This window comes from Streptomyces sp. NBC_00876 (assembly GCF_045207435.1).
In the GTDB taxonomy this organism is placed as follows: Bacteria; Actinomycetota; Actinomycetes; order Streptomycetales; family Streptomycetaceae; genus Streptomyces.
In genome coordinates this window covers 6508691-6529260 of record NZ_CP108800.1, presented here as the reverse complement: position 1 = coordinate 6529260, position 20570 = coordinate 6508691, and the positions used below count along the sequence as shown (strand labels likewise).

The 20570-nt window shown below is 67.9% G+C and carries 16 protein-coding genes and 4 pseudogenes; 17 read left to right on the top strand and 3 right to left on the bottom strand.

The genetic code is table 11. The features are described 5' to 3' along the window. The 15 genes from OG782_RS28700 to OG782_RS28630 all read left to right on the top strand — a co-directional run bounded on the left by OG782_RS28700 (position 1) and on the right by OG782_RS28630 (position 14430). Positions 1–1452 carry an alkaline phosphatase family protein gene (locus OG782_RS28700; protein WP_406455765.1) on the top strand — a complete coding sequence of 484 codons (1452 nt, stop codon included), beginning with the start codon at positions 1–3 and terminating at the stop codon, positions 1450–1452. After that, positions 1452–2675 carry a hypothetical protein gene (locus OG782_RS28695; protein WP_406455763.1) on the top strand — a complete coding sequence of 408 codons (1224 nt, stop codon included), beginning with the start codon at positions 1452–1454 and terminating at the stop codon, positions 2673–2675. Before OG782_RS28700 ends, OG782_RS28695 begins: the two co-directional genes overlap by 1 nt. After that, positions 2668–2982, top strand: coding sequence for a phosphopantetheine-binding protein (locus OG782_RS28690; protein ID WP_406455761.1), 315 nt, complete (start codon positions 2668–2670; stop codon positions 2980–2982). The genes OG782_RS28695 and OG782_RS28690 overlap by 8 nt, the downstream gene beginning before the upstream one ends. Beyond that, positions 2979–4226 carry an AMP-binding protein gene (locus OG782_RS28685; protein WP_406455760.1) on the top strand — a complete coding sequence of 416 codons (1248 nt, stop codon included), beginning with the start codon at positions 2979–2981 and terminating at the stop codon, positions 4224–4226. The genes OG782_RS28690 and OG782_RS28685 overlap by 4 nt, the downstream gene beginning before the upstream one ends. Continuing rightward, complete coding sequence (locus tag OG782_RS28680) at positions 4223–4960, top strand: SDR family NAD(P)-dependent oxidoreductase (RefSeq protein ID WP_406455758.1); 738 nt, start codon at positions 4223–4225, stop codon at positions 4958–4960. The genes OG782_RS28685 and OG782_RS28680 overlap by 4 nt, the downstream gene beginning before the upstream one ends. A gap of 23 nt (positions 4961–4983) precedes the next feature. Then, a complete protein-coding gene (locus tag OG782_RS28675) occupies positions 4984–5832 on the top strand; it encodes a glycosyltransferase (protein WP_406455756.1) in 849 nt (282 codons plus the stop codon). Beyond that, positions 5829–6560 carry an HAD family hydrolase gene (locus tag OG782_RS28670; RefSeq protein WP_406455754.1) on the top strand — a complete coding sequence of 244 codons (732 nt, stop codon included), beginning with the start codon at positions 5829–5831 and terminating at the stop codon, positions 6558–6560. The genes OG782_RS28675 and OG782_RS28670 overlap by 4 nt, the downstream gene beginning before the upstream one ends. Positions 6561–6648: 88 nt before the next feature. Next, on the top strand, positions 6649–7827 hold the full coding sequence (locus tag OG782_RS28665) for a glycosyltransferase family 4 protein (RefSeq protein ID WP_406455752.1): 1179 nt from the start codon (positions 6649–6651) through the stop codon (positions 7825–7827). After that, positions 7828–8604, top strand: coding sequence for a hypothetical protein (locus OG782_RS28660; RefSeq protein ID WP_406455750.1), 777 nt, complete (start codon positions 7828–7830; stop codon positions 8602–8604). It begins immediately after the preceding gene. Then, positions 8585–9196: an adenylyl-sulfate kinase gene (gene cysC / locus OG782_RS28655; protein WP_406455748.1), complete on the top strand. Its 612-nt coding sequence runs from the start codon at positions 8585–8587 to the stop codon at positions 9194–9196. Before OG782_RS28660 ends, cysC begins: the two co-directional genes overlap by 20 nt. Further along, positions 9193–10134, top strand: coding sequence for a sulfate adenylyltransferase subunit CysD (gene cysD / locus OG782_RS28650; RefSeq protein ID WP_406455746.1), 942 nt, complete (start codon positions 9193–9195; stop codon positions 10132–10134). The genes cysC and cysD overlap by 4 nt, the downstream gene beginning before the upstream one ends. A 1-nt stretch (position 10135) precedes the next feature. Further along, complete coding sequence (locus tag OG782_RS28645) at positions 10136–11491, top strand: sulfate adenylyltransferase subunit 1 (RefSeq protein WP_406455744.1); 1356 nt, start codon at positions 10136–10138, stop codon at positions 11489–11491. 110 nt (positions 11492–11601) lie between these two features. Further along, the gene (locus tag OG782_RS28640; protein ID WP_406455742.1) at positions 11602–12711 is read left to right on the top strand and encodes an aliphatic sulfonate ABC transporter substrate-binding protein; all 1110 of its coding nucleotides are present in this window, start codon (positions 11602–11604) and stop codon (positions 12709–12711) included. A gap of 38 nt (positions 12712–12749) precedes the next feature. Continuing rightward, the gene (locus tag OG782_RS28635) at positions 12750–13541 is read left to right on the top strand and encodes an ABC transporter ATP-binding protein (protein WP_406459329.1); all 792 of its coding nucleotides are present in this window, start codon (positions 12750–12752) and stop codon (positions 13539–13541) included. Further along, positions 13528–14430, top strand: a complete 903-nt coding sequence (locus OG782_RS28630; RefSeq protein ID WP_406455740.1) for an ABC transporter permease — start codon at positions 13528–13530, stop codon at positions 14428–14430. The genes OG782_RS28635 and OG782_RS28630 overlap by 14 nt, the downstream gene beginning before the upstream one ends. A gap of 548 nt (positions 14431–14978) precedes the next feature. Here OG782_RS28630 and OG782_RS28625 read toward each other — a convergent pair. Continuing rightward, a pseudogene (locus OG782_RS28625) lies at positions 14979–15751 on the bottom strand (transposase family protein). A gap of 27 nt (positions 15752–15778) precedes the next feature. Here OG782_RS28625 and OG782_RS28620 point away from each other — a divergent pair. Next, positions 15779–16501, top strand: a pseudogene (locus OG782_RS28620) (transposase family protein); the annotation flags it as partial. 1212 nt (positions 16502–17713) lie between these two features. Here OG782_RS28620 and OG782_RS28615 read toward each other — a convergent pair. Next, positions 17714–18264, bottom strand: a pseudogene (locus tag OG782_RS28615) (transposase). Between the two features lie 50 nt (positions 18265–18314). Continuing rightward, a pseudogene (locus OG782_RS28610) lies at positions 18315–18693 on the bottom strand (winged helix-turn-helix domain-containing protein). A 580-nt stretch (positions 18694–19273) separates the two neighbouring features. On the opposite strand from OG782_RS28610, the gene OG782_RS28605 reads away from it, so the two are divergent. Then, entirely contained in the window at positions 19274–20563 is a 1290-nt protein-coding gene (locus OG782_RS28605; protein ID WP_406455738.1) for a hypothetical protein, read from the top strand. Positions 20564–20570 lie beyond the last annotated feature (7 nt).

Genomic DNA, 20570 nt, shown 5'->3' with positions numbered 1-20570 from the left:
ATGAAGAAACTTCTGGTCGTCGGTCTGGACGGCGCCACGTTCGACGTCATGGACCGCTATGTGCAGGAGCATCCGGACGGAGCTCTGGCCCGGCTCTACCGGTCGGGGACGGTACGGACGCTGAAGTCCACCCTCCCCTTCTTCACCGGTCCGGCATGGACCACCTGCATGACCGGGCTCCGCCCTGACCAGCACGGGGTGTTCCACTGGCGTGGCCGATTCGACGCCGATCGCGGAAACCGGCCGCTGGTCTCGACACGTCACCTGGAGGAGGCCTTCCTCTGGTGGTACGTGCAGCAGCAGGGCGGCCGGGTGTCGGTCACCAACTTCCCCATGGCCTACCCTGCACCGCCCACGGAAGGCGTGTTCGTGTGCGGCACGCTGTCGCTGGAGGATGCACCGGGCCAGACCTGGCCGCCCCACCTGGCGGAGGATCTGAAGGAACGTCTTCCTGGCTATCGCTACGAGATCGAGAAGGGCTTGTCGTTCGTCGACCGCCCGGCCGAGCTGCGGAAGCACATCCTCGAGGTGGGCACCAACCACCTTGCCGCCGCCGTGGACTTCGCGCAGCCGTCCGGTGCCGACCTGGCCGTGCACGTGGTCACGGTGACGGACCGCATGCAGCACTTCTTCTGGGATCACGAGGACGGTGCGGGCAGCGCCGTCCGGGATGCGTACGCCTTCGCCGACGATGCTCTCGCCAAGCTGCTCGCCCAGCAGGACTGGGACAACGTCGTGGTCGTCAGCGATCACGGGGCGGGACCGTCCCGGCAGGTGTTCCAGACCGATGACTGGCTGGTCGAACACGGCTGGGCGCAGCGGAGCGGCAACGGCTGCGAAGTGGACATGCACAGGTCCTGGGCGTATGCCGGTGAAGAGCCGGAGATCGCCATCTACGTCAACCGGCAGGACCGGCAGGGCTACGGCGTTCCGACCGAGGAGTACGCCGGGTTCCTGAAGCAGCTCCAGGACGGACTGCTGGCTCTGCGTGTGCCGGACACCGGGCAACCGGTGTTCCAGCAGGTCCTCGTCGCCGAAGACGTGTACGACGGCCCTCTCCGGGACCTGGGCCCCGACCTGATCCTGATTCCGACCGATGGAATCCACCCACGGCCTGGACTTGCGGGCACGCTGTTCACCCAGCCCGGGGGCCTGATCAGCGGTCACCGGATCGACGGCATCTTCCTGGCCGGCGGCGCTGACTTCCCGCTGTCGCCGGACCGGGCCGCGAACCGGTCGCTGGAGATGGCGGAGGTGTTCTCCGTGCTCTGCGCCGCGCAGGGCGTGGCCATCCCCGACGGCATCCCGGTCAGCCCTCTCCTTGCGGAGCTCGGCGTGCAGTACACCGTCGACGAGGGGCTGCACTGGATCGATCAGGTGGACGGGGAGCCCGCACAGCAGGCGGATTCACCGGACATGCTGCGCCGTCTCGCGGAACTGGGCTACCTGTGATGCGCGGCGGAGTGATCCGGCATGCGACCGGGGACGACCGGGCTCCGGCCCTGCGCCGCATGGCCGCGGCCGGGCCCGGCGCCACATGGCTGGATCCAGAGATCTGTCTGCGCAATCCGCTCTTCGCGGTGCGGCTGCGGCGCAGCATCCTGTTGCGCTGTTACAACGGCGACTACCACACGGACGTCTTCGATGAGGAGCGCCTGGCCGACCGGATAGCCGACGGATCGGAGCGGGTGTTGTTCTGGGGGCCCGCGGACCATGTGGCTCGCGCGGCCGAGCTGTTCCACGCCCCGGGGTGCCCCCCCGAGGAATCCCTGGACGGCCTGTCCCTCGGCACGCACACCACCCTCCCGGGAGACGGTCTCTACGGCCCGGGGCACATCGAGGTCGCGCGCACTGGCAGTACCCAAGGCGACTCGGCGGGCGCGGCAGACGCCATCCTGTGGGACCTGGGACGGGTTCTGTCGGGAGCGCGGAAGGGCGAGGCGTTCCACACGATCTCCTGCGTACCGCGCAATCGCCGTTCGGCCCACGGGATCCCCGGAGGGGCAGCCATCCATCGTCTCCACACACGGGCGGTCGGCTCTCGGCATTGGGGAGTCGCCCCTTTCTACGTGATGGCGGGTGGCTCACTGGAGGTCCTGGACTACCGGGAGTTGAGCTCCGAGGACGCCCACGTGAGCGAGGGTTTCGCAGTATGTGGCACCGTGCATGTGAGTGATGCCGAGTCCGCAGGCCTGGTGGCGGGCCTGTGTGAACTGAACGGGTTCGCCGTGGATATCCGCACGCATCAGGCGGAGCCGCTCGCACCGCTCGGTGCGGGGACGCCGGCCATGGACGGGGATCCGCACGGGCCCCGGGTGGTCCACATGGATCCGGACAACCCCGAGAGCGCCCTGGCCGAGGTCCTCACCGATCGCGGTGAGGCGTGCACCGTGGCGGTGTGCGACCTGAGCGACGAGCGCTACGTTCCATTGCAGGCCGCATTGGTCCGGAACGGGTTCCGGCTGACATACATCAGCCCACCCAAGCTGGTCCCTCTCCGGGCGCCCCGCAGGATTCCGCTGCGCGGCGGCTTCTGCCGGATTCGTACCAGTGCTCCGCTCGCCGCGCCCTACTACCTGGAGGGCGGGCCGTTGTCCGCTGCCGAAAAGACGCTCGTCGCGCAGTACCGGGACCTGCTCGGCGTCTGGAGAAAGGAAACAACCCACCATGAATGAGACCGAGACCGTCTCTGCTGCCCCTGCCGCCGTGTCCCCGTCCATTCCGGAAGAGACAATGCGTGACGCCGTGTCCGCGGTTCTCGCCGTGCGTCTGCCCGGTGGGGAGAGCCACGTACCCGACTTCACCGTCAGCGGTCCGCAGTCCACTCAGCTGGAGAGCGTCGGCGTGGACAGCCTGCTGATCGCGGAAGTCATCGTGGAGCTCGAGGAACGCCTTGAGACCCTTCTCGAACTCCGCTCCGGTACTCGGCTCGAAACGTTCGCCGACCTGCACTCCGCGCTCACCCCGGCCAGTCCGTCATGACCTCGGGACTGGGCCACGTCCGCTCCACCACTCTGTGGGAAGCAGGACGCGTGATCGGCTGGGACGCGACGACCCGGCAGGCCGAGCGGTTCAGGGAACAGGTGACAGCGGCCCGGCCATCCGCTGTTGCGGCAGCGGTGCCCACCGGACAGGCCCTGGTGACGGTGCTCGTCGCCGCGCGCGGCCTGGGATCCAACGTGGTGATCACCGGTCCCACGGTCTCCGACACCCACCTCGCCGCACTCGGTGTGGACACCGTCGTGGAGTGGCCGGACCCGTCGGGGGACTGCACCGTGCGCAGGGTCACCGGCGCCATGACGCCTTCCGTCCCCGCGGAGCCGGGGCTTTGGCTCCTCTCGTCGGGGACCACCGGCGAGCCGAAGCCGACCCACTGGCCGTGGCGCAGCCTTGCGCACGGCGAGTGGGGCAGGGGAAACGAGCACTGGGCGATCGGTTACGCGCCGCACAGCTTCGCCGGCGTTTCGGCGACGTGTCAGGCTCTGGGCCGGGCTGCCACCCTTGAGTTCGTCCGCCCGGCGGAACTGGCCGCTCCCCGGCCGGACGCCGCTCCGCTCACGGTCGCGGCGGCCACGCCGTCCTTCTGGCGGCTCGCTGCCATCGCGACCCGGGACCCCGCCGAGTTTCGCCGGGTGGACACCGTGACCATTGGCGGGGAACCCACCGACGCGTCGCTCCTGCGTCTGCTGAGCAGCACCGTCGCGCCCCGGCGCATCAAGCAGATCTTCGGAACGACGGAGCTGGGTACGGTCATCCACGTCGATGACGGACAGGCCGGACTTCCCGAGGAACTGCGGGGACGCCGGCTGCCGAGCGGCGCCGCGTTCGATGTCCGCGACGGGAAGCTGTGCATCTCGGTCGCTCCGGATGCCCCGTTCGTCGACACCGGGGACCAGGTTCGGATCGACGAAGGGCGCGTGCACGTCGTGGGAAGGGCCGGGGTGTTCGTGAACGTCGGTGGTCTCAAGGCGAATCCCTACCGGGTTGCGCAGGTGCTGCAGCAGCACGAGTCGGTCCTGGCCGCCCGGGCCTACGGGCTGCGGAACCCGCTGCTCGGCCAGGTGGTCGCCGCCGACGTCGTGCTGCGGCGAGACCGCGATCCCCTTCTTCTGATTCCCGAACTCAAGAGATACAGCGCCGGCCTGCTGGACGCCCATGAGCGCCCCCAGCGCATCAGAAGCGTCGAGAGCCTGGCGGTCGCCGAATCCGGAAAGGTTCAACTTTGAGCACATCCACCGCCGAGCGAACTGTCGTCATAACCGGTGGCACCCGCGGCATCGGTCTGGAGATCGGCCGCGTCCTGCTCCAGGAGGGCTACGGTGTGATCGCCGTGGCCCGGAACCTCACGGACGAGTACGAGGCACTGTCCGCACACCACGGCGCGCGGGCCGAATTCATGGCAGCCGACCTCAGCTCTCAGGAGGGGGTCGACTCCGTAGCCCGCCGGATCCGCTCCTGCACGGGGCTCTACGGGCTGGTGAACAACGCGGCGGTGGCGTTCAGTGGTCTCCACGCGGGCCTCCCGCGCGCGGGTATGGAATCCATGCTTGCAGTCAACCTCCTGGCGCCCATGGTCCTGTCACAGGCAGCCATCAAGGCCATGATGCGCGCGCGCACCGGACGCATCGTGACCATCAGCTCCATCTGCGCACAGCGGCCCTATCGCGGCCTCGGGGTGTACAGCGCCACCAAGGCTGCTCTGGAGGGTTTCACCCGCGTACTCGCGGCGGAAGCCGGTCCGTGGGGTATCACAGCCAACTGCGTGGCCCCGGGATTCATCGACACGGCTATGAGCGAGGGCCTCGACGAGGTGGCGCGCGACCGTATCCGGCGCCGCTCCATGCTCCCGCAAGAGACGTCGGCCGGCGATGCCGCGGCGGCCGTCTCCTTCCTCATGTCGCCTGCCGCAGGGGCAATCACCGCCGAAGTCCTCCGCGTGGATGCGGGGGCCGCCGCATGAGTTACCGTCAGAAAGGCGTTCCCGTGCGTACCCACTTCCTCGTGCTCGCCTATGAGCGGCCGAAGGGCCTGACGAGTCTGCTGGCCAGTATTCGTGCTCAGCACGGGTTCTCCGGCTCGGTCGACATCACTGTGCTCGACAATGCCTCACGCCCCCATGTGAGCGCGCTGCTGGAGGCCGCGTGCCTCACCTATGACGCCCGGTACGTACGCCACACCGAGAACGCGTTCATGCGGGGCAAGAGGCTGCTGGAAGACCTCGTGCTCGACGAAGGCCCGGTTCCCGATGTCGTCGTGCACCTCGACGACGACGTCATCCTCGAACCCGGCTGGCTCACCGAGACGACCGCGGTGCTCAGAGGCGGCCGCCACGCGGCCTGCGGATCGGTGGAGCACTGGCAGGGAGAACTCGTGTACAGCGGGCAGACGGAGCTGCGGTTCACCGAGATACCACGGCCATCGGGCGGGCAACTGCGCTGCTGGGAGTGGGAGTGGCAGCCCGTGGGCACCACCACGGGCATCGTTCCGGTGGAGTTCGCCGGTCATCGCGCAATGGCGGTACTGGGCGAGGTCGCCTCCGCAGTGCGGCACGACGAGGCGTACCGGATCGGTGGCGAGGATCTCGACTACAGCCTGGAGCTGCGTCGCGATCTCGGCAGTGACGCGCTTGCCATCGCCACGTCCGCACTGATTCAGCACCGGGCCAACGGCGAGGAGGACGCCCCGGGATTCCGGACGCCCGACAACGTGATCAGCTCATGGGAGCACTTCTATGCCAAGTGGGGATTCCTGCGGACGAACGCGTGCACCGAGGCGGGGATGACGATCGATCAGTTCGTCACGGCCGTGACCGGCAGTGGAACCGGAGCATGACGGGTCTGTCCTGGAAGGCGGTGCTGTTCGACCTCGACGACACGCTGATCGACTACTCGTCCGCTGCCGCCGTCGAGCGTGAGGGCACGGGCCGGCTGGTTCAGCCGCACCTGCCCGCCGGGGCCATGCCCGAATTCTGGAAGAGGTTCCAAGAGCACCTGGCACGCCATCATGTCGAGGTCGACACCGGCCGCGTGACCGTGGACGACTACCGCCGGCGCCGACTCCGTCACGCCTTGAAGCCGTGGTGCGAGCCGTCTCCCGAGCTCACTGTTGCCGTCGCCTCCTGCGCCGACGCGACAGCGGCACGGGTGGAACTGCACCAGGGCGTCATCGGCATCCTCAGGTCTCTGCGGTCCGCGGGTGTGCTCATCGGGATCGTCACCAACGGACCCGAAGGCATCCAGAACGCCAAGTGTGCCCGGCTCGGACTGACCGCGGCCGTGGATGCCGTGGTGACCTCGCAGGACGTCGGACGCACCAAGCCGGATGCCGCCGTCTTCCACACGGCGCTGGAGCGCTTGCGCACCCTTCCCCACCAAGCGGTCGTGGTCGGGGATTCATGGGAGAACGACGTGATGGGCGGCCTTCGGGCGGGTCTCGGCGCTGCCGTGCACATCTGCCGGCCCGACGTCCCCGTCCTGACCGCTCCTGGGCTGCTGGGACGACTTGCACATGTGGACCGCGAACTACTCGGAATACTGGAGGTACGACATGGTGGGAGCTGAGCGGGGCGAACCCCTGACTGCGACGCCCGACGTCGGCTCGCTGGGACGGCCCATGCGCGTGTGCCTTGTGTCGCCTGCGTACCCGCCCATGGTTGGCGGCATCGGCCGCAACACCTGGGATCTTGCCCGCGGCCTCGTGGATCGCGGCCATGAGGTGGTGGTGCTGGTGGCATGCAGCCGCATGCCGGAAGGCGCTGAATCCGGCACCATACGGAAGAACCTCACCGTCCACTGGCTGGAGGACGGCCATAAGAGCGCCGGGCCACTCGGGGCCTTGCCCGGGGTATCGGATCTGAGGCGCAGCCTTCGGGTCCGCCGGGCACTCACCACACTCCAGGCCGAGCGCCCGTTGGACTTGGTCGAATTCGCCAGCTGGCGAGCGCTCGGTGCCATGCACTCGATCGCGAAGGTGGCACCCCAGCTCTTGCGGGCCACCACGGGGATCGCGCAGGTCCCGAGGGACCAGGGTGGTTTGGTCGACCGGGCCCGTGACCAGATCGGCCGCTGGGTGCTGGGCGGCGCGGAATGGGTGTGCCTGGTCAAGAGCGACGTCGTGGTGGCCCCCACGACCGCGCACCTGGAGCACGTGCCCTCACAGGTCCGCCGGAGCACCAAGATCATGCCCTTCGGCGTCTCCGTGCCCGACGGCACCCCGCGCCGCACGGGCGACACCGTGCTCTTCGTCGGCCGCCTCAGCCGGCGCAAGGGCTTCGACCTCTTTGCGAAGTCGGCAGATCTGCTTCTCACCGCGAGGCCGACCGCACGGATCGTCCTGGTCGGCCAGGATCTCGTGGAGGCGACCGGCAGCACGTGGGAGCGGTACGGCGAACCGCTCAAGCGCAAGTACGGCGACCGCATCGACTGGCATCCTGAAGTCAGCGATGCCCACCTGGACGAGCTCTACTGGACCAGTGACGTGTGCGCGATGCCGTCGAGGTACGAGTCCTTCGGGCTTGTTTTCGCGGAAGCGAACCTCCGAGGCATGCCGGTGGTCGCCTGGGACACCGACTTTGCCCGCGAGGTCGGCGGAGAAGCGGCCGCACTCGCCCCCCGCTGGGATGTCCAGGCGTACGCCGACGTGCTCGGCGACACCCTGGACGCAACGACGGACGGGCGTATCGATGGCGAAGCCATCCGAGGCCTCACCAAGGATCTCTACGGCCTGGACCGCTGGGTCGAGCGCACGGAATCGCTCTACGCGACCACCGCAGCCGCATCCCGTGGCGGACACATCACCACACCGACATTCAAAGCGAAGGGCACGTGAATGCCACAGGATTTCCTCTTCGTCACCGGCGCGCCGCGCAGCGGGACCACCTACGTCAGCGACTGGCTGACTCAACTGGCTGATGCCTACTGCGTCCACGAGGTTCTCACCGACCTCCGGGGTCGCTCTGCGGAGGAGGCCTTCGCAGCACTCAACGCGTACGCATCGTCGGGGGCGGACCGGCTCGACAAGGTGCGGCAGCGGGAATTCCTCTCCTGGCCGAGCCAAGGGCTTGAGACCCGCGATCTCGGCCTCCTCGCGTGGAAGGAGCCCGTGGCGTGGGAAGGAGGCGGGTTGGACGCGGTTCCCGACCCCCTGGGCACCCTGCTCCGAACGCACTGCAGCCAGGCGGTGGTGACAGTGCGACACCCCTTCGACGTGGTCGCCTCGGGGCGTCGCCGCGAGGCGACCACGAGCAACTGGCGCCCGCTGTCGGTGGAGGCGCACTGCGCCCGCTGGCTCAGCACCCTCCAGCTGATCCGCGACCTTGAGCGGCAGGGATGTGCCGTCCTCGTGCTGCACTGGGAGGGCCTGCTGGCCGATGCGGGCGTCCAGGCGGTACGCCTGGGCGAGTTCGTGAAACGGGAGCTCCCGGCATTCGAGGGGTACGAGCGCGAGCCGGAGGAACTGGCCTCCATGCGGGCATGCGTTCATCCGGAGCGTGGACTCGTCGGTCATGCCTCCCGCACGTACCTGACAGACGCCGACAAGGAGGAGATCACTCGGCTTCTGCTGGCCGAGGCGATGGAACTTGGTTATGAGCTCCAGGAATTCTGACCGGACAGCGGCAGGGTCGGTGGGCAGCATCCACACACGAACGCAGGATGATGCCCGCCGCTCCGGCGCCACGGTGTGGCTCACCGGACTGCCGAGCGCGGGGAAGACGACGATCGCCCACGGGTTGTCCGAGCGGCTGCGTGCCGAGGGGCATCGTGTGGAAGTCCTCGACGGTGACGAGATCCGCGGGTTCCTCTCCGCGGACCTGGGTTTCTCCCGTGAGGACCGGCATACCAACATCCAGCGCATCGGTTTCGTCGCCGAGCTTCTCGCAAGCAACGGTGTCAAGGCGCTCGTCCCGGTGATCGCGCCGTTCGCGGACCGCCGCGCGGCGGTCCGCAAGCGGCACGCCGCCGAGGGCACCACTTACCTGGAGGTGCATGTCGCGACTCCGGTCGAGGTGTGTTCCGTACGTGATGTGAAGGGCCTGTACGCCAAGCAGGCGGCGGGCGAGATCTCCGGTCTGACCGGGGTCGACGACCCGTACGAGGCCCCGGAATCACCGGCCCTCCGTATCGAGTCGCACACGCAGACGGTGCAGGAGTCGGCCTCGGCCCTGCATGCGCTGCTCACCGAGAGGGGTCTGGCATGACCACGGCCGCACACCTGCACGCCGATTCCGGCTCCGCCGCCCCGTACGCGCTGTCGCACCTCGACGCGCTGGAGTCCGAGGCGGTGCACATCTTCCGTGAGGTGGCGGGCGAGTTCGAGCGGCCGGTGATCCTGTTCTCCGGCGGCAAGGACTCCATCGTCATGCTGCACCTGGCGCTGAAGGCGTTCGTGCCTGCGCCGGTGCCCTTCACGCTCATGCACGTCGACACCGGGCACAACTTCCCCGAGGTCCTGGAGTACCGCGACCGCGCCGTCGAGGAGCACGGCCTGCGCCTGCACGTGGCCTCCGTCCAGGAGTACATCGACGCGGGCAGGCTCCGCGAGCGCCCCGACGGCACCCGCAACCCGCTCCAGACCCTCCCACTGACCGAGGCCATCCAGAGCCTGAGGTTCGACGCCGTGTTCGGCGGCGGCCGCCGCGACGAGGAGAAGGCCCGCGCCAAGGAGCGCGTCTTCTCCCTGCGCGACGAGTTCTCCCAGTGGGACCCGCGCCGCCAACGCCCTGAACTGTGGCAGCTCTACAACGGCCGCCACGCCCCCGGCGAACACGTACGCGTCTTCCCCCTCTCCAACTGGACCGAGCTCGACGTGTGGCAGTACATCGCCCGCGAGAACATCGAACTCCCCGGCATCTACTTCGCCCACGAACGCGAGGTGTTCCTCCGCAACGGCATGTGGCTCACCGCCGGCGAGTGGGGCGGCCCCAAGGAGGATGAGACACCCGAGAAGCGCCTCATCCGCTACCGCACCGTCGGTGACATGTCCTGCACCGGCGCCGTCGACTCCGACGCCGCCACGCTCGACACCGTCATCGCCGAAATCGCCGCCTCCCGCCTCACCGAGCGGGGCGCGACCCGCGCCGACGACAAGATGTCCGAAGCCGCGATGGAAGACCGTAAGCGTGAAGGGTACTTCTGACATGACCAGCGCCACCGATCAGGTCGCCGGGCTCGACGACCTCGCGACGACCACGCATCTGCGTTTCGCGACCGCCGGTTCCGTTGACGACGGCAAGTCCACCCTGGTGGGCCGGCTGCTGCACGACTCGAAGTCGGTCCTGACCGACCAGATGGAGGCCGTCGAGGCCGCATCGGCCCGCCGCGGCCAGGTAGCGCCCGACCTCGCGCTCCTCACCGACGGCCTGCGCGCCGAACGCGAGCAGGGCATCACCATCGACGTCGCCTACCGCTACTTCGCCACCGCCCGCCGCCGGTTCATCCTCGCCGACACCCCCGGGCACGTGCAGTACACCCGCAACATGGTTACCGGCGCCTCCACCGCCGACCTGGCCGTGGTCCTCGTCGACGCCCGCAATGGCGTCATCGAACAGACCCGCCGCCACGCTGCCGTCGCAGCCCTCCTGCGGGTCCCCCACGTCGTCCTGGCCGTCAACAAGATGGACCTCGTCGCATACGAGGAGAGCGCCTTCGCGGCCATCGCCGAGAAGTTCACCGCATACGCCTCGGACCTGGGCGTCCCCGAGATCACCGCGATCCCGATCTCGGCACTGGCCGGGGACAACGTGGTCGAGCCGTCCGCGAACATGGACTGGTACGGCGGCCCCACAGTGCTGGGCCACCTGGAGACGGTCCCGGTCAGCCACGGCCTCACCGCCTGCCCGGCCCGCTTCCCCGTCCAGTATGTGATCCGCCCGCAGTCTGCCGAGCACCCCGGCTACCGCGGCTACGCGGGCCAGATCGCCGCCGGCGTTCTGCGCGTCGGCCAGGCCGTCACCGTCCTGCCCTCCGGCCGGACCTCCGTCATCGAGGGCATCGACGCCCTCGGCGAGAGCGTCGACATCGCCTGGGCCCTCCAGTCGGTGACCCTGCGCCTCACGGACGACATCGACGTCTCCCGCGGCGACCTGATCGCGCCGTCCACGAGTGCCCCGGCGACCACACAGGACGTCGAGGCGACGGTGTGCCACATGGCGGACCGGCCCCTGGTCGTCGGAGCCCGGGTACTGATCAAGCACACGACGCGGACGGTGAAGGCGATCGTGAAGGAGATCCCCTCCCGGCTGACCCTCGACGACCTGACCCAGCACCCGGATCCCGGGCAGCTCGTCACCAACGACATCGGCCGCGTCGTCGTCCGCACCGCCGAGCCCCTCGCGCTCGACGCCTACGCCGACTCGCACCGTACCGGGTCCTTCCTGCTCATCGACCCGGCCGACGGAACCACGCTGGCGGCCGGCATGGCGGGCGAGTCCTTCACCTCCCGGGCGCGGACGGTCACCCCGGCGGACGAGGAAGGGTGGGGCTTCCAGAGATGACCGGCAGACACAGCTGCCCGGTACCGGTCGAAGAGCACGACGGCATTCCGGCCCCGCCGTGGTCCTGCCGGGGCAGCGTGGCCGCCGGGCCAACGAGAGGACGCCCTCCCATGCTTGCCGGCACCCTGCGCCGCGGCCTGGCCGCCGCAGCCCTCTCCTTCCTCGGATTGGTGGCCACCGGCTGCGGCTACGGATCCGCCGCGGAGCCCACGGAACACGACCGCAGTCAGGTCACCGGTGGCGGCAAGAAGATCGACGGTCTCGACACGGTCAGGATCGGCTACTTCCCCAACCTGACGCACGCCACTGCGCTGATAGGCCGCCGACAAGGCCTTCTCCAGAGGGAACTGGGCGGCACCGAGTCCGAGTACTCGGTCTTCAACGCCGGCCCGTCCGAGATCGAGGCCATCAACAGCGGCTCTCTCGACATCGGCTTCATCGGCCCCTCGCCCTCGATCAACGCCTACATGAAGTCCAGTGGCAGGAACCTCCGGATCATCTCCGGTGCCGCCTCGGGCGGCGTGAAGTTCGTCGTCAACCCCGACAGGATCAAGTCGCTGGACGACGTCAGGGGCAAGCGCATCTCCACCCCGCAGAAGGGCAACACCCAGGACGTCGCGTTCCTCAACTGGATCTCCGAGAGGGGCTGGAAGGTCGACCCCGAGAGCGGCAAGGGCGATGTCTCGGTATTCCGCACGGACAACAAGGTCGCGCCCGCCGCTTACAAGTCCGGATCGATCGACGGCGCCTGGGTGCCGGAACCGACCGCGTCCCAGCTCGTCGCCGAGGGCGCGAAGGTGCTGATCGACGAAGCCGCCTTGTGGCCGGACGAGAGGTTCGTCGTCACGAACCTCATCGTCTCGCAGACGTTCCTCAAGGAACACCCGGACGTCGTCGAGGCCGTCCTGCGCGGCACAGTCAGGACGACCGCCTGGATCAAAGCCAACCCCGACACAGCGAAGGCCGCAGCGAACACCCAGCTCAAGGCCGACACCGGTAAGGAGTTGCCGGCGGACATCCTAGCTCCGGCGTGGAAGTCCATCCGGTTCACCTACGACCCCCTGGCAGCCACCCTCACCACGGAGGCGGAGCAGGCCGTCAGGGTCGGTCTGCTGGACGAGCCCGACCTGCAGGGCGTCTTCGACCTCAGGCTGCTGAACAAAGTCCTCAAGAACGAAGGACGGCCGCCGGTCCAGGACGCCGGCCTCGGCATCAAGTAACCGGCCCCGGATCACGTTCCCAGGAGATGACGAACCCCATGGCCACCACCTTCACCAAGGCTGCCTGCGGCATCGGCACAGCCGGCCCGGCCGCGCAGATCGAGCACGTCTCGAAGTCCTTCTCCGGCCCGGCCGGATCCCAGCTCGTCCTGGACGAAATCAGCCTCGATGTCGCTTCCGGCGAGTTCGTCACCATCCTGGGGGCCTCAGGGTGCGGCAAGTCCACCCTGCTCAACCTGGTCGCCGGCCTCGACAAGCCGTCCGCCGGCGCCATCGGGACGCCCGGCGGCCGCCCGGCCTTGATGTTCCAGGAGCACGCCCTGTTCCCGTGGCTGACCGCGGGCAAGAACATCGAACTCGCCCTGCGCCTGCGCGGTGTGGCCAGGACCGACCGTAAGCCCGAGGCCGAGCGCCTGCTGGAGCTCGTCCGGCTCGGCGGCGCGTACGGCAAGCGCGTGCACGAGCTGTCCGGCGGCATGCGCCAGCGCGTCGCCCTGGCCCGCGCGCTCGCCCAGGACAGCCAACTCCTGCTTATGGACGAGCCGTTCGCGGCCCTGGACGCCATCACACGGGACGTGCTGCACGGCGAGCTCACCCGCATCTGGGAAGAGACGAACCTCTCGGTCCTGTTCGTCACCCACAACGTCCGCGAGGCCGTCCGACTCGCCCAGCGCGTGGTGCTCCTCTCCTCCCGCCCCGGACGGGTCGCGAAGGAGTGGACCGTGGACATCCCGCAGCCGCGCCGGATCGAGGACGCGGATGTCGCCGAGCTGTCCCTTGAGATCACTGAACACCTGCGTGGGGAGATCCGCCGCCATGGCCAGCACTGACACCACCTCCGAGGCACCCGCCCGGCGGAAGGGCGACGACCTCGCCGGCCTGGAAGCGGGCCTCGACGCCCTCGACACGATCCAGATCCGCCGTACGCCGGTCCGCGAGGTCCTCGTCAAAAAGGTCCTGCCTCCGCTGCTGGCCGTCGGCCTGGTGCTGGTGGTCTGGCAGATCCTCGTCGCGACGAAGGTCACCGACGAGACGAAGCTCCCCGCCCTGTCCGCGGTCTGGGACAGCCTCAGAGACATGTGGCTCAAGGGAACCCTGCTGGACGTCGTCTGGACCAGCGTCTCGCGCGGCATGCTCGGATTCCTCCTCGCCCTGGCCATCGGCACGCCGCTCGGCCTGCTCGTGGCCCGGGTGAAGTTCGTGCGCGCCGCGATCGGCCCGATCCTCCAGGGCCTGCAGTCCCTGCCGTCAGTCGCCTGGGTGCCACCGGCTGTGCTCTGGTTCGGCCTGAACGACGCCATGATGTACATGGTGATTCTGCTGGGGGCGGTGCCGTCCATCGCCAACGGCCTCGTCTCCGGCATCGACCAGGTCCCACCACTGTTCCTGCGGGCCGGCCGCACGCTGGGCGCCACCGGCCTGCGCGGCGCCCGGCACGTGGTCATGCCGGCGGCCCTGCCCGGTTACCTGGCCGGTCTGAAGCAGGGCTGGGCCTTCTCGTGGCGCTCCCTGATGGCCGCCGAGATCATCGCCTCCTCCCCCGACCTCGGCCTCGGCCTCGGCCAGCTCCTGGAGAACGGCCGCAACAACATCGATCTGCCCGGCGTGTTCCTCGCGATCATCCTCATCCTCGTCGTCGGCATCGCCATCGACCTCCTCATCTTCAGCCCGATCGAGCGCTACGTACTCCGCAGCCGCGGCCTGCTGGTGAGGAGCTGACCTGCCGCGCTGTCCGAGTGCCGTTCTCGTGCGTGCCGGCCGAGGCGGGCTATCGCTGTGACCCGCGGCTTCGGGCCTGGCCCCACGGGCGAAAGGTGCCGGATGCGTTCGGCATTACTGTCACCGGCCGGCCTGGCGAGCCGCGCCGGCCGCCGTGGGAGCGCGCAGGTGCCTCTGCTCCGCTACAGAGACGTCCGCGACCAGTAGGAACGCCGCTCCTGCGGCGACGGCGCCAATGGCGAGCGCCTCTACGACTGGACGGCCCTCGCCGTGCAGGTCAAGGGCGAGAGCCGGCCAGCCGCTTCACGCACATCACCGAATCTGTAAGTCAGTCGTCCTTCTTCACAGGCTCCAGGATCGCCACGCACTCCACGTGATGCGTCATCGCGAAACATGTGGAACAGGAACGTGTGGAAGGAGTCGCAGGTCAACGGCCCACACGAGAGAATCGGGACAAACTGACCGTGTGCGTTACGTGCACTGCGTGCGTTACGTGCGGCTTCTTGACGCACGAGGCACCCAGCCTGCCATTCAAACATTGAGCGTTTTCAGCGTTGCCTTTCCAGGGTGAGGATGGATTTGGCGATGACGCTCATGCGGTTGGGGCTGGTACGGGATCTCCGGAAGATCTGCCATGACTTCAGTCGTGCCATGCCTCGTTCGACGGGTGCATGGGCTGCGGACAGGCCCGGTTTACGGTCTGCTTGGTGGTTGTGAGTTCGCCGCCTGGTGGGCGGCGCTTGGCGGTGGTGACCCAGTCGGCGGCGCATATGTAGGCCATGTCGGCGAGGATCGGGACGCCCTGCCGCGCACAGATCCGAAGGATCTTGTGGGTGCGGGCGGCTGTCAGATCGTGGGTCCGGCCCGGCAATGCCGGCGACAGCCAAAGGATCTCTCCGCCGGGGTCTGTGACGACCTGCACGTTCACCCCGTGCCGCTTGCACTTCGAGGAGTAGTCGGCCCTGCCGTCACCGACGCGGTCGCACTCCGCGAGCGTGCCGTCCAGGAGAACGAAGTCCGGATCGTGTGCGCGCAGCGTCTTCAGCAGGCCCGGTGCCTGCTCGGGGAGCAGCCCGGTGACCGCAGTGACGTGGGCGTGAGCGGTGCCAACCGATATCCCGAAGGCCGAGGCGATATGGGCCAGGGTCTCGTGGCGGCGCAGGTACACGAGTGCGATCAGCGCACGCCGTTGCGGCGGGAGTTCGCACCGGCGGTCACCTTCACGGGTGACGATGAGCCTCTTCCAACCTGACGGGTGGTTGGGCTGGCAGCCCCGGCGGCGGGCATGAAGAAAGCTCCTGGTAGACGGGTTCACGACCAAGATCACCAATCCGCCAGGAGCTTTCGCGTGCTCGTCTACCCGTCCGGCATCGATCTGTCCAGCCGCACTCTGAGGCATCTCTCCGGTCTTCTCGCAGGTCACCGTCGTCGGATCGGTTCACGCTGGCGTCGCCTGACCCGTGGCCGGCAGGCCCTGCTCGTCCTGGGCCACCTGCGCTGCGGCGACACCTACGCCCGTCTTGCCGCAGGCTTCCGCATCGGGATCGCCACGGCCTACCGCTACATACGCGAGGCCGTCGACCTCCTGGCCGCTCTCGCGCCCACGCTGGAACACGCCATGACGACCGTCCACAAGAAGGCGTACGTGATCCTTGACGGCACCGTGCTCCCGATCGACCGCATCGCCGCCGACCGGCCGTACTACTCGGGGAGGAAGAAGCACCACGGGATGAACGTGCAAGTCCTCGCCGATCCCACCGGCCGCCTGATCTGGGCCTCGGACGCACTGCCGGGAGCCACACACGCCCTGACCGCGGCACGGCTCCACGGCATTCCCGCCGCCCTCGCCGAAAACGACATCAAGTGCTGGGCCGACAAGGAGTTCCAGGGTGCCGGCCCTGCGATCCGTGTCCCGATCCGGGGCAAGCACCTGCGCGGCTGGCGGCGACGTCACAACCGCGATCACACCAAGATCCGCAGCCTCGGCGAACGCGCCATGGCCATCCTCAAGTCCTGGCGGCTCCTGCGGAAACTCCGCTGCAGCACCACCCGGATCGCCTCCCTCGTCGAGCCGTCGTCGCCCTCGAACTCGCCACCTGATCAAGACGGAAGGGACTCGATGAGTATCGTGACCCACTCAACCAGGGCGTGAGGCAGGTCGAGTGCGGCAGGATACGGAACCAACAGGGCTCCTGCGTTTTTGAGTTGAGATGTCGAACACCTCCCTCAACGGCACGGGAGCCCTGTTCGTTGTGCACTCCGACCCCACACCGCCCTGTCACCCGATCAGTGACAACGCTGAAAAGGCTCAATCTTTGCGCGACGAACCTCTATCCAGTCGTTGAAATGGTGCATGGGAACTCCTCGCTACACCGGCGGACGGCAAAGGAACCGACCTTCCGTCGGTACTTGCTGAGGGCCTGCTTCGCTTCGCGCGAGAAGCCCTGAGCGGAGGCTGTCTGGCCGAACTGCGGTCTCCAGCTTGCCAGTGCGCTCCAGGACGACAGCCATGCAACGGAGGGCCTCGGCACTCACGATCGCCTTGAAGGTGACCGGGGGACTCGTGCGGTCCCAGCGGCCTGTGCAGTAGTCGGTCACGAAGGCGGAGGCGTCCTCGATGAACGCCAGCACGCGAGGTTACTCATCGCCTGAGAGGGGCCGGCCCAGCCGGGCGGCGATGTCTTCAGGGGTCGCCAAGGGTAGGGCTCCAAGGGGACGAGGTGGGTTACAAGCCGTCAGAACGGCTGCTGCCTGCGGCTGTTGCCAGCTACCGTGTGTACTCACGGGCCTCACCCGAGGCCCGTGCTACCCCGGAACCCTTACCGGGAGGACTGTGCATCTTGCAGTTCAAAACTGAGGAGAGAACCACATGAAGAACGGCCCGTAGCCGGTGACATAAGGGAGCCGGGCGGAATAGTGACCCCCAGGCTCCAGTCATCCAGTTAAGGACGTGGTTATTCATGGATACCTAAGGAGATAAAAGAAATGACTGTTATTGCCCCACCTAGTCCACCCGCCCCTACTTTCCCGCCCCATAGATGGTGGGCCATTGCCGTATGCCTCGCGTTGGGTGCAGTCTGCGGCCTTGGGGCCGTCGTACTACTACTCGCGCTAAAGGCTTCTGTATTGGCCGTTCTGGCAGGAGGGTTCGGGGTGTTCAGTGCAGGCACCGCGCTCTTCGTGAACCTTGCTAAGGCAGGTGGCCTGGTCTGCTGACGGCGGCCCCGGGACACCCAGTCCCGGGGCCGAAAGCGTCTGGGTTACTGAGGTTGAACTCGGGATGTCATGCTGCTGGCCCGGCGGGTCTAATGGTCAGGGCGGTCTCGGTGAGACAGCCGTCTATGAGGTGGCTGCGGTACTGGATGTGTCGCAGGCCGCGCCGGACGGCCCGGACGACGTGTTCCGGGGTGCTGAAGGCGACGTGCGAGAGTCATCCGCGCCGTAGAAGTGACCAGATACCTTCGACGGGGTTGAGGTCGGGTGCGTAGGGCGGCAGGTAGTAGATGGTCAGCCAGTCGCGGGTTTCGGCGAACTCTCAGACCCCGGCCCCGGACGTTGCCCCATCAGTATCACAGTTGTCCCAAATGAGCACTATGGGGCCGTCGAGCTGTTGGTGGGCGGCGATCAGCAGGTCCCGGTAGTCGCGCCAGGAGAAGCCTTTGCGCCCGTCACGCTTGCCGTCGTCGCGGCGGGGCCGATAGATCAGCCTCGACCGGTGGCCGGGTTTGTAGCAGGCCAGCGCGGCAATGGAGATGCGTCTGCGGGAACGGCCGCGGACCCGGACCACCGGGTCCGGCCGCGTGGCGACCATGTCTTTAGGTGCGGCGGCATCATGGAGAAGCCGGCTTCGTCCTCGAAGACCAGCCAGGCCCCACGGGCCGCCGCTAACCTTCCGCGCGGGGCCACACCTCCCTGACCCACCCCACGGACCGCATCGTCGTCCCGCTCCACGGCGCGACGGGCCGGCACCTGACAGGACCAGCCGTTACGCACCAACAGTTTCCGCACACCCTGGATCGTGTACGTCAGATGGAAGCGTCGGCCGATCAACGTCTTCACGCGGCTCAGAGTCCAACGCTGGTCCTCCCAGCCATGCGCGGCCAGCCCCTTGGCCAGCTCCGCCTCCAGCTGAGCGAACTGCCGATCGCTCAGCCTCGGCAGGGACGCAGGCCCCTGCGACCGCAAGTATCGAGGGCGGCCCTCGGCCCACGCGTGACGCCATCGCTGGACCGAACGGACACTGACCCGCAGATCTCTGGCGATCGCTGTACTGCCCTCACCCCGGGGCCAGGCGTACCCGCCGAGAACGCCGAACGCGTCTTTGAACCTTCGTCCGGCTCAAGGACGCCCGCTTCCGCGACCGCGAGGCCACCGGGCTGGGCTGCAATCGCACGCGAACTCACCCACCACCAAGGCACTTTCGTCCTCGTCCCCTCCGCCACCGGCGCATGCGTCCAACTGCGCCTTCCCCACCCGCCTCCTCCGGTCAAGAATGAACCCACCTCACCTACACCCTGACCAGCTGGAGAAGCCACACCATGGCCGATCATGAGCATGCCCCCTGGCGTTAGCGCGACTACGAGCGCTGAGGCCGCGGACGAAGGTGCGCGACATCGCGGGAACCGCGTTCGGGGAGTTCCTGTCTCCTGCCCTGTCACCGAATCGGACAAGATCCAGAGTTGTGTTGGGGTCGGTCAGGCTCGCCCGGACTACCAATCCGGCAGACTGCCGGTTCGAAGGCGGGCAGCAACGGGGAGACAGTTCCTGGGAGTCCTGGTCGTCTAGCACGCTTTGCGCCGTACCCGCGGATAGGGTGGGCGGCCCGGGAGCGAGGAGGAAGACCATGGCGCTGACCACGTCGCTGGCCGGCAGGGTCCGGAACACGAGCCTGCCGAAGAGTCATGCCCTGCTGCCGCTCCTGGAGGCAGTGGTCAACGCGATCCAGGCGATCGACGCGCGGTTCGGTGACGATACCGAGTCCGGTCGCCTGAGGATCAGGATCCGCCGCAGCCCGCAGGAAGCACTCGACTTCAGCCACGCCGGCCCGGGGCGTGCGGCTCTGAAACCCATCGTGGGCTTCACCGTCGAGGACAACGGGGTGGGCTTCACTCCGGAGAACATGACATCGTTCGAGACCTTGGACAGCGACCACAAGGCCGACATGGGCTGTCGCGGCGTGGGACGCCTTCTCTGGCTGAAGGCGTTCGACAGGGTCTCCATTCGCAGCACCTACGAGGACGAAGCCGGACGCCTCGACGGGCGGCAGTTCCGCTTCTCCGTTCAGGGAGAGGTCGAGCTGGACCCGGAGGCGGACCTGCCGGCCGAGGTCGGCGCGGTCGTGAGCCTCGATGGGTTCAAGAAGCCCTACCAGCAGAGCGCGCTGAAGTCCGTCGATGCCATCGCCCGTGAGGTTTTCGAGCACTGCATCTGGTACTTCCTGCGTCCCGGCGGCGCGCCCCACATCATGGTGGCCGATGACGACGGGGCGGTCTCGCTCAACAGTCTCCTGCACGACTTCGTCTATTCCGACCTGCAAAGGACTTCGATAGACGTCAAGGGTGAGAGGTTCGACATGGTGAGCCTTCGCCTGAAGTCCTCGCCGCGGAATCACGCGCCACGGCTGTACTGGTGCGCTGCGAACCGTGTGGTGCTGGAGGAGAACCTCACCAGCAAGGTGCCCGGACTCTATGGGAGGCTCAAGGACTCGGAGTCCTCCCCGTTCACGTACGTCTGTTATCTGTCTTCAGACTTCCTGGACAGCCACGTGCGCGCCGACCGTACGGCCTTCGACATCAGCGAACAGGCACAGGGCACGCCTCTGATCGAGGACGTGTCGGTGGACGAAATCAGGGAGAGCGTGCTCAAGGAAGTCGAGCGGATCCTCGCCGGACCGCTCAGCGCAGCGCGCGAGGAGGGCAAGGCCCGGGTCCACGAGTTCGTCAGCAACCGTGCCCCGAGGTACCGGCCCGTCCTTTCGCGGCTGGAGCCGCTCGGCGTGACCGTGGACCCGTCCATCAAGGATCAGGAACTGGAACTGCTGCTCCACAGCAACCTCCAGAAGCTCGAAGCGTCCGCGCTCGCCGAGGGCCATGCGGTCTTGGGCCAAGCAAATTCCGCCCCACCGGAGGGGTAGGACGATC

What these genes read in the sequence shown, in the direction of transcription:
- OG782_RS28700 (WP_406455765.1), top strand. Translation starts at nt 1, where the DNA reads ATGAAGAAACTTCTGGTCGTCGGTCTGGACGGCGCCACGTTCGACGTC.
- OG782_RS28695 (WP_406455763.1), top strand. Translation starts at nt 1,452, where the DNA reads ATGCGCGGCGGAGTGATCCGGCATGCGACCGGGGACGACCGGGCTCCG.
- OG782_RS28690 (WP_406455761.1), top strand. Translation starts at nt 2,668, where the DNA reads ATGAATGAGACCGAGACCGTCTCTGCTGCCCCTGCCGCCGTGTCCCCG.
- OG782_RS28685 (WP_406455760.1), top strand. Translation starts at nt 2,979, where the DNA reads ATGACCTCGGGACTGGGCCACGTCCGCTCCACCACTCTGTGGGAAGCA.
- OG782_RS28670 (WP_406455754.1), top strand. Translation starts at nt 5,829, where the DNA reads ATGACGGGTCTGTCCTGGAAGGCGGTGCTGTTCGACCTCGACGACACG.
- OG782_RS28665 (WP_406455752.1), top strand. Translation starts at nt 6,649, where the DNA reads ATGGTTGGCGGCATCGGCCGCAACACCTGGGATCTTGCCCGCGGCCTC.
- OG782_RS28660 (WP_406455750.1), top strand. Translation starts at nt 7,828, where the DNA reads ATGCCACAGGATTTCCTCTTCGTCACCGGCGCGCCGCGCAGCGGGACC.
- cysC (WP_406455748.1), top strand. Translation starts at nt 8,585, where the DNA reads ATGAGCTCCAGGAATTCTGACCGGACAGCGGCAGGGTCGGTGGGCAGC.
- cysD (WP_406455746.1), top strand. Translation starts at nt 9,193, where the DNA reads ATGACCACGGCCGCACACCTGCACGCCGATTCCGGCTCCGCCGCCCCG.
- OG782_RS28645 (WP_406455744.1), top strand. Translation starts at nt 10,136, where the DNA reads ATGACCAGCGCCACCGATCAGGTCGCCGGGCTCGACGACCTCGCGACG.
- OG782_RS28640 (WP_406455742.1), top strand. Translation starts at nt 11,602, where the DNA reads ATGCTTGCCGGCACCCTGCGCCGCGGCCTGGCCGCCGCAGCCCTCTCC.
- OG782_RS28635 (WP_406459329.1), top strand. Translation starts at nt 12,750, where the DNA reads ATGGCCACCACCTTCACCAAGGCTGCCTGCGGCATCGGCACAGCCGGC.
- OG782_RS28630 (WP_406455740.1), top strand. Translation starts at nt 13,528, where the DNA reads ATGGCCAGCACTGACACCACCTCCGAGGCACCCGCCCGGCGGAAGGGC.
- OG782_RS28605 (WP_406455738.1), top strand. Translation starts at nt 19,274, where the DNA reads ATGGCGCTGACCACGTCGCTGGCCGGCAGGGTCCGGAACACGAGCCTG.